This is a genomic window from Vibrio salinus (assembly GCF_021272385.1).
GTDB classification, from domain to species: Bacteria; Pseudomonadota; Gammaproteobacteria; order Enterobacterales; family Vibrionaceae; genus Vibrio; species Vibrio salinus.
In genome coordinates this window covers 1,284,480-1,297,796 of the sequence record NZ_JAJSDZ010000010.1, presented here as the reverse complement: position 1 = coordinate 1,297,796, position 13,317 = coordinate 1,284,480, and the positions used below count along the sequence as shown (strand labels likewise).

Sequence of the window (13,317 nt, the reverse complement as noted above, 5' to 3'; positions counted from 1 at the left end):
CTAATGTCAAATTTTTGTCAAAAGGATGGTTAGTCTTGGTGAATCCGGGCTGAAAATTTTTCAGACAAAGAATATAGCTCAGGCAGCATCCGGTATATCAGGTGCAGCTGCTGTAAAATAAGTTTCGCTGAATTACTTCCTTCTTCTCGCCATTGTGTCAATTTTTTTTCTAATTCATCATCATTTATTATTTCATTCTTACTGCTATCTGCAGTTGATACCAGTCTTTGTTTTATCTCGTTCAGATGCCTGTGGATGATTTTATGTGATGTTTGAATAAGCATATGCGCTTCAATATCATCCAGTCTGGTTCGATGGGCTCCAAGAGTGGATACATAACTCAAAAGTGCGTGCGATAACGTCAGAAAACGAAATGCTTCATTGATGGATGTCCGGTATTTTCCCGGTTCTGAAAGCATATTATTTATAGAGAGCGTTAGCGCTGCGTCCTGATTATGTGCGTCCCTGCGGGCAATACGATACTGTAGATTGTCTTTTTTCCCGATTCTGTACTGCACAATAATCTGATCCAAATAGTTGAGATTTTTCTCAACGGCATCTGCCATTGTCTTGTGAATTCGCTTAGCATGCCAGTCCGGAAGAATGAAAATAACGGCTCCGACAGAAAGAGCACACCCGGTAAGGGTATCAAGCAGACGCGGAAAGACGATACTTAATCCGATATTGAATTGCTCGAAGCAAAATAGAACCAGCACGGTAATAAACCCGGTAGCGTATCCATAATTATTGATGCGAAAGGCAAAAAACATAACACCGGCAATAATGATGATACTTATCTGGCTTAATTCGGATGGGAAAAGAGTAATTAATAGGGCGCCGATGAGTAATCCTGCGATGGTGCCAATAACCCGTAAAATAATTCGTTGTTTTGTAGATGAAAAGTTGGGCTGACAAACAAATAATGTGGTTAGAATAATCCAGTAACCCAGACTAAGCTGAAAAGCCTGAATAATCAGATAACCGGCAGTAAGTGCAACTGACATTCGGATTGCATGCCTGAAAATGACAGAGTCTGTATTAAAGTTATCCATGATTTTTCTGAACATGTTTTTCAATGAATCAGGAGAGGTATCACTTAACTGGTTCTCATTTAATGTTTCCGCATGAGGCTTGCTTATGTTGTTTAAAAGTTGTTCGATGGTTGATAGGTTATTAAACAGATAAGTGAGCTGATTAATTAATGGCTTTGATTCTTCGTCACTGTGATCTTTAATGTAATTCATCGATACTTTCAGTTCGGATAAGGCCTGAGAAGTTTCACTAGTATGCAGGTAAGTATTATTCAGTTTTAGTGCCTGAGCAATGTGTTTGCAGGCTTTGGCTTGTTCCTGCATCAGAAACTTAAACCGGAATAAGATATCCGAATGCTGAAAATGTTTTGCTAAGTCCTGATAGCGGTAATGTGTAGACGTCACACGTTCATGAATATCCTGAGCCAAAAAGTAAATTTTCAGATATTTATCATTTGTATGATGGATAAATCCTCTTTTTGAGCGGGCAACGAAAGTGGATTTGCAATGATTTAAAGACATCACGGTCGATGCATTGAGGTTGGCTTCCCGGATTCGGAATGGTTGTAATTTCATATTTTCGATGGGATGAAATAATTCACTTTTCATTTCGATATAATTTGAGATCTGCTCAAATACATCCGATAAACTTTGTTGTATCGGATGACGGGGGAAAAGGGCCGCCCAGATAAAAGACAGGAAGTAGTACCAGATTGCGCCACTGAGCAACAAAGTAGGCTGAAACCAGAATTCAGGACTTTGGGGAATGCCAAGCATGGTATAGACAGCTATCAGCAGTGAGCCAAATGCAATACTGGCATAGCGTGGACCAATTGCCCCCAACATAATAAACCCAAAAGTAGAACAACATAGTCCGATGGCAAATAACACGGGGTGGTTGAATAAAATTTGTATTGAAATCGTCGCAATGGCGAAACAAATGATAGTGAGCACATTTGCTTTGATACGACCAACAAGACTTTCGTCCTGCTCTGTTAAGGCAGCAGCAATAACACCAAGAATTAATGGTGTCATCCAGGTATTTAAATGGTATTGATAAGTTGGTACTGCTATTCCCATGAGAGCAATAAAGATGAGAATAGAGTAGTTAATGGTCTTGTTTGTCCAATAACTAAGTAACAAGCTAATAAGTCTCACTTTTTTTAACCACTTAAGCCGAAAAGTGTTAGGCTATCAGCTTACAGAATTAATAGATTGATATAAATAAAATTCTCAAAAGATAATTGCTTAATACAGAGCAAAAAACAGAGTTAGTGTATGTTGTTAAAGGCCAGTAAAAGCGCACAGTATTTTATTCATGGTGAATACCATCAGGTTGAGCTAGTGGATAATACACTGATTGTCAGTTCTAACATGGTGGAAGAACATATTCCTTTTCTTATATGGAATGGTTCAATCCGGGTTTGCCGGGGTATCCTGTGGGGGCAACTTGAATTCCGGTCTCATATTGATGAGGGGAAACAAACTTGTTGGCTGGTTCAGGGATTGCCGTGGAGTTCTTGTGTTGAATTTGCAAAAAAAGCCCTTGCTTCCTATGAGGCCTGGCATAATGAGCAGTGCCGTATTCTGGCTGAATTTTTGCCTCAGTGGCATGCCGATTTAGACGCTTTAATTCATTATGACGGTTATCTGCCTCACTCGAAGCTATCAGATTGGAAATCTAAGGTAAATAACAATCTTTCCACATTATCGATGTCCATTAAACAGGTGAATCAACGTTTTCCTCATATATCGACTCTGATTACGAATTGGTATACCGATATTTCCTCCCAGCTTGATGAGCGAAACAACCGTTGGGTCAACAATGAAACAGGCCGGTGGGACGAGCTTTTTACTCAAATTGAATCATCTCCGTTAAATATTTCTCAGCAACAGGCTGTGTTACTAAACGACGATAACAACCTGGTACTGGCCGGAGCTGGGTCTGGTAAAACGAGTGTGTTAATGGCCAGAGTTGCCTATCTGCTTGAAAGTAAACTGGCCCAGCCAGATGAGATACTCATGCTTGCATTCGGGCGGGAGGCCGCAAATGAAATGCAGGAGAGGTTACTCAGCCGGATCGGACCTGCTGCAAAGCATGTTCAGATCTGTACGTTTCATCAGTTAGGTCTCAATATTATAAAGCAATCTGGCGATTCGGATGTATTAATATCTTCTGTTGCAACCGATGAGGATAAAAAAGGCGAATGGGTGACAGAGTGGTTGAAGAAACATTGGATGACACCAACGAATTATAAACGTTGGCAAAAACATCTCAGCCAGTGGCCTATCGCCTATATTACCGGAGACGATGAATTAGGAAGTCATGTTGAAGATAGTAAATTGATTGCCTGGTTGATAAAACAGCTGGATACATTGGCCATGGTGAATATGTCGAAAAAAGACATTCAACAAAAATTGGTTAGTGATAGTGAATATTCCCGGTTAAACAGTGAATTAGCATTAGTTTGGCCATGTTATCAGTCATGGGGCCAGATGCTTAAGGAAAATAATGAAGTCGATTTTAATTTGATGATATCGAACGCAATTAAGATTGTGAAACGTGGTCGTTTTAAGTCACCATGGCGACACATCATGATCGATGAATATCAGGATATATCACCTGAGCGTTTATTATTGATTGAGTCTTTATGCCATAAGAATAAAAAACAGGCAGATGTACATTTATACGCTGTTGGTGATGACTGGCAATCCATTTACGAATTTGCCGGTTCTGAAGTTGACTTAACAACCGGTTTTAAAAAACGTTTTCCTCATTCTGTTATTAAATATCTTGATACCACTTATCGTTTTAATGACAAGATTGGTGCTGTTGCCAATCAGTTTATACAACAAAACCCTGAGCAACTGAAAAAAACACTAAATAGTTATACGACGGTTAAAGGGGCGAGAGTTTGCTTACTGAATCAGGCTAAAATTGAGAAAATTCTTGATGGGTTAAACCGGAAAGCTAAAGAGCCTAAAACGCTGTTAATGTTAGGTCGCAATCATTACCACAGGCCGGAACTGTATGATGACTGGCAGGATAGGTATTCTAATTTAAATATAAGATTTATGACCTGTCATGCTTCAAAAGGGAAGGAAGCCGATTATGTTATTGTGCTGAACGTAGACGACGGTCAGTTTCCTGCTCAGGTGAAAAAAAATCATATTGATACTGTGCTTATGAGTAAAAATGAAACCTATCCCTATGCAGAGGAAAGACGGCTATTTTATGTTGCGATGACCCGGGCAAAAGAAAAAGTCTGGCTTGCATATAGCCACATGGGCTCCTCATTTATAGAGGAGCTCCGTCAGGGACAATATCTGCTAAAACAAATTAAATAGGAACTAGGTGCGTTTGTTTAGGTAGGCCTCATAGTCTGGAATTTCAATGTCAAATTCAGAATCCATAAGTGGAGAAGCAAAAATGACATCTGCACTTGCCTGATTTGTTGCTACAGGTATATTCCAAACGCTGGCAATTCTGAGAAGGGCTTTAACATCTGGATCATGAGGCACTGAATTCAGCGGATCCCAGAAGAATACCAGAACATCGATTTCCTGTTCTGAAATAAGAGCGCCAAGTTGTTGGTCGCCACCCATTGGACCGCTGATCAGACTCTTAATTGCCAAGCCGGTTTCTTTACTTAAAAGATGTCCGGTTGTGCCTGTTGCATATAAAAAATGTTTTTGAAGTTTTGCTTTATTTGTAGATACCCAGGCAAGCAGGTCTTTTTTACAGTTGTCATGTGCTACAAGTGCAACGTGTTTATGAGCTGCAATTGTTCTTGTCTTCTTATCCATGTTCATCAAACCTTAAATATAAAAGTAACTTATATATTCCTTTTTCTTACTGATATTTCAATCTTATAGTTAACAAAATGAGGAAAAGAACAAAAAAGAGGAAGAAGAAAGCCAAAAAATGACTGTTTTTAAAATAAAAAAGTTAAGGAATAATAGAATTTCCTGATTAAGCTAATGTTTTTAGCTGTTCCGCCACACTTGCCTGAATGAAGTGTGGCGATTTTCTTTGGAAAGAGTTTTAAATATCAAATATGTAGGCTTCCGGCACAACAACAATGCCCTGTTCTGATATATGAAAGCGTTCTGAATCTTTTTGCGGGTCGATTCCAATTTCAGTATTTGGTGGTATTTTTACATGTTTATCAATAATGCAGTTTGCTATCTGACACCCTTGGCCTATGGTGACGTCGTCAAAAATAATGGAGTTTGAAACGGTTGCGCTGTCATAGATTCTGACGTTTGATGAAATAATGGAATGGTGCACAGAGCCGCCAGAATTTATAACGCCGTTCGATATAATTGAATTGATGAAGATACCTTCATTGCCTGTTGCTGAAGAAACAGTTCTCGCTGGTGGGAATTGGGCCTCATAGGTTCTTATTGACCAATCAGGTTGATATATGTTCATCGGAGGCAGTGGGTCAAGTAAGTCCATATTGGCACGGTAATAGGAGTCGATCGTACCGACATCACGCCAATAGCAATCTTTGGCAACCCTTCCTTTATCTCCACAGAAATTATAGGCAAATACGTTTCCTGTTTTTACCAGCTCGGGAAGAATGTTTTTTCCGAAGTCATGATTTGAATCTTTGTTAGCTGAATCTTTTGTCAGCGCTTCTTGTAACTCTTCCATATTAAAGATATAAATTCCCATGGATACCAGACTTCTGTTCGGGTCGTTAGGCATTGGGGGCGGATCCTGAGGTTTTTCAATAAAGGACGTGATTTTATAGTTGGTATCTACGTTGATAATACCGAATGCTGATGCTTCACTTCGGGGAATGTCCATGCAGGCAACTGTCGTAATGGCGTTCTTGGCAATGTGTTCTTCTAACATTGCGGCGTAGTCCATCTTGTATATGTGGTCACCGGATAAAACGACAACATATTTAGCATCGCTCCGGGATAGTAACCATAAATTATGATAGATCGCATCGGCGGTACCTTCGTACCAGGCACCTCCTTTTCTCATTTGAGGGGGAACAATGGTAATATACTCCCCAAGCTCAGGGTTGAATATCGACCATCCATCGCGTAAGTGCTTCTGTAGTGAATGGGATTTATATTGAGTTAGTACCAGTATTTGCCGGAGACCGGAATGTAAGCAGTTGGTTAGTGTGAAATCGATGATTCGGTATTTGCCTCCGAAAGGGACGGCTGGTTTTGCTCTGTTATCAGTCAAAGGCGATAATCTTGAGCCGACTCCGCCCGCAAGTACAACCGTTAGTGTATCTTGCATTTGTTGCTCCCTAATGATGTGCAATTTTATTCATTGTTTGACCACTTCAAGTTTTACGCCAACTCATAACAGTTAACAAAAACAAACGGTTAAAACTAAACTAAACACACGCTGTTTGGAAATTGTGCACATTTTCAGGCTCTTGCACTAAATTGAGGCGATTCATATGTGGATATTTCTGATATTTCCTCAGTCAATAGTGTTATTATCTTATTTCGTCCGGTTGATTTGGCATCATATAGTGCAACGTCTGCACGTTTATAAACATTTTCAGGTGAAGACGTGATATTGGTTATTCCGCAGCTAATTGAGCAGGGGATATCGGAATTGGTGTGGATGGATTTTCGTATTCGGTTCAGAATATAGCTTGCGTCTTCTGATGATGTTTGATGGAGGATGATTGCAAATTCTTCTCCGCCAACCCGGGCTATGATGTCGGTCTCTCTTAAAAAAACTTTTAACGTGGTGGCAATGTTCTGAATAACATGATCACCGATATCGTGTCCTAGCTCATCGTTGACGAGTTTAAAGTGATCGATATCAATGATTGCAAGACAACCAAAGGATTTATCCGGGTACCGGCCATTGAGCTGGCAGAAATGTCTCAGTTCTCCATCAAACTTTCTTCTGTTCCATATCCCGGTCAAAGGATCTTTTTCGCTGAGAGCTCTTAGTTTATGCTCTACTTTTTTTTGTTCAGTGATGTCCACAAATGAAATCATATAAAAGATTCGTTGATCATCGTTATCAGAGCAAACCATCTGTATTTTTACTAATTGGGTTTGTATATATCCTTCTTTGTGAATGGTTGATAGCTCTCCCTGCCAGACGTTTTTTTCAGCTAAGCAGGAGATGATAGATTTTTTTTCTCTGTAGGAGTTTGTAAAAACAATAGATGGGAAAGGATTTAATCCGGAAATATCTTTAATATCATAGCCATTTAGTTTACGGAACTCTTTACTACTGCGTATAATTCTGAATTTGTTATCGAGAATGATCCATGCAGAAAGCTCATTAACGGCACTGAGAAGTTCTGGCAAATGTTGCTTCGACTTTCTTTGGGAGTAAGTAAAAAAGATGATACTTGCTGATAAGATTAAGATGCATACCATGAGAGAATAATAGATTATTGAAGGCTCAGAAGTCTCAGTTGCTTGGCAAGGGAAAGCCCAGACAACAGACTGCAGGATGATAACCGTAGCTAGCAGGTATTTTTTCTGAACACCAACACTCAAATTCATATTATTGATATGCAATATGTCTATTAGCTATTAGATATTTTGTAAGTATGTAGATCTTTGCCACTAATTTCTATGTAAAGGCTCAAAATTACAGTGCTAATAAGTGATATTAATATGAGTAACGCTCGGGTTACCTCGTTTAAGTCTGTATTTTAAGACTAAAGTTAATACAGTAGTGACCGATGACAGAGTAGTTCTGCTGTTTATCTTTATTGGGTCTTTTTGAATCAGTACAGGAAATATTTGTGAAAAAAATTTTATTAATTGTCATTTTGTTATTGGGTTTAGGTGGTGCAGGGGCAGGGTATTATTTGTTTTTTATGAAACCACAGTCTGATACTGAAGTGACTAAAATGACGGATGATACAAAGGCGAAGTCTAAGGCATCAGATGCTAAGACCCAAAAAGTTGCGAAACCTGTACCATTCAGAGTTAAAGATTATTACATAAAGGAACGGAAGATAGCGGTACGTAACGGTCCCGGGGATGACCATCTGCCGGAAAGATACATGTATATTGGGGATACTGTCAGAGTTTTGGAACAAAAAGATGGGTGGGGACGAATTTCGAATTTCTATGTTTACAAAGAAGGTGGGAAAGAAATGGCTGAGTGGGTAAAAATGTCAGATTTATCTCATACCAAGCCTATTATTTCCCCACTTGAACATGATGATATTGTGAGCAGTTATATTGGGCGCTCTGATGATTTTAAATTATATCGTGACAGGTTTATCAAAGTAACCAGTAAGCTGTTACAGGAAAATATTTGTAAACCAGAAGATTTTGAAGAGCTTCATGGTTGGATGCGTTCATTAAATTACCCTGACCGGAATGTTTACTTTGTTTATTGTGGTGGACTTAATGTGTCTGATAAAGTTTATTATGATGTAGACAGTGGAGAAGTTTTTTATAAATAAATGAGCAAGCTTTGTTTCTGCATAAGAAAAGAAGTCAGACATATATATTTAAACAGAATGAAATCTTAATACTTTTTTTTTGATGTTTCCTTTTGTTACATTCAGTGTCTGATAAATTTCGCATGATTCACAAATCTGTAGCAGGTAACCGAATATGATGTGTATTATTCGACGTCTATCACTGAAGTAGGTAGTAGTATGATCATTAGTAAATTTGGTTGCTCTGATAATCAGGCACTATTTTCTCCATTGGTTAATGATATTTTTGATTACGTAACCAGTTTAGATTTAATGAATCTGGCTTCTGGTAAATACGAAATTAAGCACATTGAAAGTGATGAAGCTTTTTTTCTGGTTCAGGAATATGAAACAGTGGAAGAAAGTCAATTCGGTGCTGAATTCCATCAAACATACACAGATGTTCAGTTTCTTCTATATGGTGAAGAAAAGTTTGGCTGGACAGTGGCTTCTGATGAAGAATACCGGGTTTTGAGTCGTACCTGTAATTATGATCAGGCGAAAGATATTGCTTTTGTCGGAAATGAAAATCCGATGGTTGAGCTTCAGGAAAATATCATGAAGCCAGGGGCTTTTTATGTATTCACACCAAGAACCATTCATATGCCATCCCTTGCATTATCTAAGCCTTCGAAAGTGAAAAAAGTAGTGATAAAGATTGAAACGTCACTTTTGTCTGATTCTTGCAATTTCAAGCCGATGCAGACGGTTATTAATGAGTCGCCCAATCTTTGTGCTGTGGGTTAAGATTTTACATTGTGTGCATGGTTAGGTTAGCCAAGTGCCAGCCATGCTGCAACTCCAGCCATTAACGACCCTGAAATCCTGTTCATCATAACAACATTGCCTCTTTTCAGTAATGCTTTCCTCAGAGTCTGGCCTCCGGATGCATACATCATAAGACAAATAAATTCAAAGCTTAGAATGATGCTAATCAACATGGCAGATTGCGAAAATAATGGTGCTTCGGAATTGATAAAGGGGGGCAAAAGTGCAATAAAAAATGCCCAGCCTTTTGGATTGGCAATCGCCGTTATTAGTCCCTGGGATGCCAGCGATTTGAAATCAACATCCATTTCTTGATTCAAATCTTCCGGTATTGCTAACCGGCCTTTGGAACGCCACATTTGTACTCCCAGGTAAAATAGATAGAGTGCCCCCACCGTTTTTAAAACCAGAAAGAGTCCCGGGTGGTTAAGCAAGAGGGTGGCAACACCGATAATCGCAGCGGTAGCGACAGAGGCAACGCCAATCAGTTCACCAACCATCATGTACATTGCTCTTTTTACACCAATGGTCATTCCTAACGTTAATGATAAAGTCATACACATACCGGGAGTTGCCGATACGAAGAAAAAAGTTGGGATAAAAACCCAAAGAGAAGAAGATTCCATTCTATGTAACAAACTTGTAAATTAAATATACGAGAACTAGTTATAAATCTGATAAGCAGAAGAATCAAGACAAGTTTTATGTACAGAATACTTGTCTTGAATTGAAATGGTCATTTTATTGTTGTCGCAATATCTACACCACCGAGAGCCTGATAGACCGTTGCCTGAATATTAAACCGGTTATAGCGGTTTTTCAGTAATGATTCTTCAGATTCACGTTGTGTCTCCTGAGCATCTAGCCAGTCCTGGATACTGACGGCACCATAACGATACTGGCTGGCATAGATTTTTTCAGCTGCCGAGGCGGCATTATATTGCTCTTTGAGTTTTTGGGCCTGATAGTCATACTGAGTTTTTGCGGATAACGCATTGTCAACATCTTCAAACGCTTCGTACAAAGTTTTTCGGTAGGTAACAACCGCTTTCTGGTAATCAATATCAGAAATTTTCTCATTCAGTTTCATTTGGTTCCACTCCAGAAATGGCAGAACCAGATTGGCTCCCAGAGTACCAATTGGATTGGATAGCAGATTATGTAATTCGGTAGATGAACCACCAAGTGACCCCGTCAGAGAGAATGTTGGGAAATAGGCTGCCAGCGTTGCATCTTTTGTTGCCAACGCTGCTCGCATTGTATACAAAGCTGATTTAACATCGGGTCTGCGGATTAGGACATCGGCCGGAACACCAGCCTGTATCTCTGGAATATTTGTGTCCGGTAATGTATCTATTTTGGCTAAATCCGGTTTGGGTGTTTTCCCCAGTAATATAGCCAGTGAGTTTTCAGCTTCATGAAGTTGTTGTACTAATTCGCTGTGACTTGATTCCTGTCCTGCAAGGCTACGTTGTGCCTCCAAAACATTTAACTGCGTAACTGCTCCACTTTTATACTGATTTTTCGTTAAGGCAAGAGTCTGTTTAGCATAATCAATGCTTTTTGAGCTTAGCCGGAGCCGATCTTTTAAATACCCTATTTGCCAGTACAGAGAGGCGGTTGTTGATGCCAGACTCTGAGCGGTCGCTTCTCTGTCTTCTTCACTGGCAACTGCTGTCCATTTGGCTGCGTCTATTTCCGATGATACTCGTCCCCACAGATCAAGTTCATAACTAATGGACAATGACGTTGAAAAGCTGTTGTCTGTTGCTCCTGAGTCCAGGTCTTTATTTTTTTTCCCAGTTGTCTCTGATGATATATCCGGATAGCGGTCTGTTGCTGTCAGACCTGCTTTCAGGCGGGCTTTTTCTAATGTTAATGTTGCCAGAGCCAAATCATTATTATTTTTTAGCACGTGAGTGATCAAAGAATTTAATGTTTCATCATTAAATTTAAGCCACCATGGATCGATACTTGTGGACTCATTTATCTGTTGTTGTTGCCAGGATGACGGTACATTCACTGGCGGTGGGGAAAACGTTGTATGAGTTAAAGAGCCGCAACCAGCAAGCAGAGCACAGGAAATACTAAGACTCAGTAATTTAGATTTTGTTATTGGCATAAGGATGATTACTCTCTTGCTAAAGCGTCAATAGGATCTAACCGGGCTGCATTTTTCGCTGGTAAAAAGCCAAAAACGATACCGATCATTGTGGAGCAAATGAATGCTGCCAGAATGGATGTGGTTGAATAGATCATTTCAAAGCTGCCACCGGTATAGGAGAATATGACGCCAATCAGATACGCCAGTCCGATACCAATGATTCCACCACTCAGGCAGACCAGAACCGCTTCAATCAAGAACTGGCGAAGTATGTCACTTTGTCTGGCTCCTACCGCCATTCGGACCCCTATCTCTTTGGTTCTTTCTGTTACTGAAACCAACATGATATTCATAACACCAATTCCGCCTACAACCAGAGATATAACAGCTATGGCAGAAATCAACAAGGTCATGGTTGCCGTTGTTTTCTCAATATTCTGGCGAATAGTATCCGTATTGATGGTAAAGAAATCTTGTTTGCCATGACGCATTTTTAAAAGTGAAATAATAGCTTGTTCTCCCGAGGCACTGGTGACTGAATCATCGAGTCTGACGGTGATTTTATTCACGTTATTCTGTCCAAGCATCCGGTTGGCAACGGTTTGGTAGGGAACCCAGACATTGAGAGAATCACTGTTACCAAACGCGTTTTCTTTTGGTTCAGTGACACCGATAATTCTTACCGGAAGGTTATCTAAAAATATGACTTTTCCGATCGGATTCGTTTTGGGAAAAATTTCTTTTTGGGTATTATTGTCAATGACGGCTAATTGTGCCAGAGCAGAAGCGCTGTCTTCATCCCATTGTTGTCCATTAGCCAGAGTATAACCTCCTACCCTGAAAAATTGTGTTCCGACGCCTTTTACAGTTGCGGTAACAGCCTTGTTCGTATATCTCAGTGTGATGCTGGAATTGATAGCTGGAGTTACACTGTCAACGAACATTAAATTTTTTATTGCATCAGCGTCTGAGGCAACTAAAGTTTTGACTCTTCCTGAGCGTCGGTCACCAAATCCGGTACCGGGCATGATATCAATGGTATTGGTTCCCATTGATCGAATATTTTTGAGGATAGCTTGACGGGAACCTTCTCCTAATGCAACGACAGAAACGACGGAAGCAATACCAATAATAATTCCCAGCATAGTGAGAAAAGTTCTCAGTTTATGACTGGACATGGCCAGAATGGCCATTTTGAATGCTTCTGCGTAGTGTGCGATGCCAAACCAGTTTTTTCTGACTTCTGTTTTTTCCGGTAAGGATTTTGTTGGTTGGCCGTCTGGATCATTTTGTGTATCACTGATGATTTCACCATCTTTAATTTCGATAATGCGATCAGCATATCGGGCCACATTCATATCATGAGTGACCAAAATAATGGTGTGACCGTCCCGGTGTAGTTCCTGCAGTAGTTTCATCATCGATTCACCGCTGTGACTATCCAGAGCTCCGGTTGGTTCATCGGCCAGTATGACATCACCACCATTCATGAGGGCCCGTGCGACACTAACTCTTTGTTGCTGACCACCACTCAGTTGATTTGGTTTATGGTCCAGACGACTTTCAAGACCAAGGCGCGTTAACAGTTCTTCTGCTTTTTCTTTACGGAATTTTTTATCTTTACCGGCATATACGGCGGGTACTTCCACGTTTTCGACCGCATTCAGGTCACTGAGCAAATGGTAACGCTGAAATATAAAACCAAAGTATTCGCGTCTTAGTTGGGCTAATTCGTCCTGGTTCATGTGGGATGTATTTTGCCCATTGATAATGTAATTGCCACTGGTTGGTTTATCGAGGCATCCTAATATATTCATCAGAGTGGATTTCCCTGAACCGGACTGCCCAACAATAGCAACCATTTCACTGCGCTTGATGGATAAGTTCACGCCTTTCAGAACAACGAGTTCTTGGTCGCCTGCAGGAAATGAACGATAAATGTCGGAAATTTCAAGTAATGTTTCCTTCATGA

10 protein-coding genes are annotated in these 13,317 nt (G+C 40.0%); 3 read left to right on the top strand and 7 right to left on the bottom strand.

Annotated features, from left to right (window positions below; all coding sequences use genetic code 11):
* Positions 1-29 precede the first annotated feature (29 nt).
* Complete coding sequence (gene yccS / locus LRQ06_RS19390) at positions 30-2,189, bottom strand: YccS family putative transporter (protein ID WP_232768694.1); 2,160 nt, start codon at positions 2,187-2,189, stop codon at positions 30-32.
* A gap of 120 nt (positions 2,190-2,309) precedes the next feature.
* Here yccS and helD point away from each other — a divergent pair, with 120 nt between their 5' ends.
* Positions 2,310-4,379: a DNA helicase IV gene (gene helD / locus LRQ06_RS19385; RefSeq protein ID WP_232768693.1), complete on the top strand. Its 2,070-nt coding sequence runs from the start codon at positions 2,310-2,312 to the stop codon at positions 4,377-4,379.
* A gap of 3 nt (positions 4,380-4,382) precedes the next feature.
* Here the strand turns inward: helD and LRQ06_RS19380 are convergent, their stop codons facing one another.
* From LRQ06_RS19380 to LRQ06_RS19370, 3 genes are all read right to left on the bottom strand, one after another.
* Positions 4,383-4,838: a methylglyoxal synthase gene (locus LRQ06_RS19380; RefSeq protein ID WP_232768692.1), complete on the bottom strand. Its 456-nt coding sequence runs from the start codon at positions 4,836-4,838 to the stop codon at positions 4,383-4,385.
* A 238-nt stretch (positions 4,839-5,076) separates the two neighbouring features.
* Positions 5,077-6,297, bottom strand: coding sequence for a glucose-1-phosphate adenylyltransferase (gene glgC / locus LRQ06_RS19375; RefSeq protein ID WP_232768691.1), 1,221 nt, complete (start codon positions 6,295-6,297; stop codon positions 5,077-5,079).
* Between the two features lie 134 nt (positions 6,298-6,431).
* Positions 6,432-7,337 carry a sensor domain-containing diguanylate cyclase gene (locus LRQ06_RS19370; RefSeq protein WP_232768690.1) on the bottom strand — a complete coding sequence of 302 codons (906 nt, stop codon included), beginning with the start codon at positions 7,335-7,337 and terminating at the stop codon, positions 6,432-6,434.
* A 446-nt stretch (positions 7,338-7,783) separates the two neighbouring features.
* Here LRQ06_RS19370 and LRQ06_RS19365 point away from each other — a divergent pair, with 446 nt between their 5' ends.
* A complete protein-coding gene (locus tag LRQ06_RS19365; protein WP_232768689.1) occupies positions 7,784-8,455 on the top strand; it encodes an SH3 domain-containing protein in 672 nt (223 codons plus the stop codon).
* Between the two features lie 198 nt (positions 8,456-8,653).
* Positions 8,654-9,220 (top strand): NanQ anomerase/TabA/YiaL family protein, encoded by a 567-nt coding sequence (locus LRQ06_RS19360; protein ID WP_232768688.1) that lies wholly within the window; start codon positions 8,654-8,656, stop codon positions 9,218-9,220.
* Positions 9,221-9,246: 26 nt separating this feature from the next.
* Here the strand turns inward: LRQ06_RS19360 and LRQ06_RS19355 are convergent, their stop codons facing one another.
* From LRQ06_RS19355 to LRQ06_RS19345, 3 genes are all read right to left on the bottom strand, one after another.
* A complete protein-coding gene (locus tag LRQ06_RS19355) occupies positions 9,247-9,867 on the bottom strand; it encodes a LysE family translocator (RefSeq protein ID WP_232768687.1) in 621 nt (206 codons plus the stop codon).
* A 110-nt stretch (positions 9,868-9,977) separates the two neighbouring features.
* The gene (locus LRQ06_RS19350; protein ID WP_232768686.1) at positions 9,978-11,363 is read right to left on the bottom strand and encodes an efflux transporter outer membrane subunit; all 1,386 of its coding nucleotides are present in this window, start codon (positions 11,361-11,363) and stop codon (positions 9,978-9,980) included.
* A gap of 8 nt (positions 11,364-11,371) precedes the next feature.
* Positions 11,372-13,315, bottom strand: coding sequence for a MacB family efflux pump subunit (locus LRQ06_RS19345; protein ID WP_232768685.1), 1,944 nt, complete (start codon positions 13,313-13,315; stop codon positions 11,372-11,374).
* Positions 13,316-13,317 lie beyond the last annotated feature (2 nt).

Excerpts from the sequence above, each read along its gene's own strand:
- helD (WP_232768693.1), top strand. The coding sequence starts at position 2,310 with ATGTTGTTAAAGGCCAGTAAAAGCGCACAGTATTTTATTCATGGTGAA.
- LRQ06_RS19380 (WP_232768692.1), bottom strand. The coding sequence starts at position 4,838 with ATGGATAAGAAGACAAGAACAATTGCAGCTCATAAACACGTTGCACTT.
- glgC (WP_232768691.1), bottom strand. The coding sequence starts at position 6,297 with ATGCAAGATACACTAACGGTTGTACTTGCGGGCGGAGTCGGCTCAAGA.
- LRQ06_RS19360 (WP_232768688.1), top strand. The coding sequence starts at position 8,654 with ATGATCATTAGTAAATTTGGTTGCTCTGATAATCAGGCACTATTTTCT.
- LRQ06_RS19355 (WP_232768687.1), bottom strand. The coding sequence starts at position 9,867 with ATGGAATCTTCTTCTCTTTGGGTTTTTATCCCAACTTTTTTCTTCGTA.
- LRQ06_RS19350 (WP_232768686.1), bottom strand. The coding sequence starts at position 11,363 with ATGCCAATAACAAAATCTAAATTACTGAGTCTTAGTATTTCCTGTGCT.
- LRQ06_RS19345 (WP_232768685.1), bottom strand. The coding sequence starts at position 13,315 with ATGAAGGAAACATTACTTGAAATTTCCGACATTTATCGTTCATTTCCT.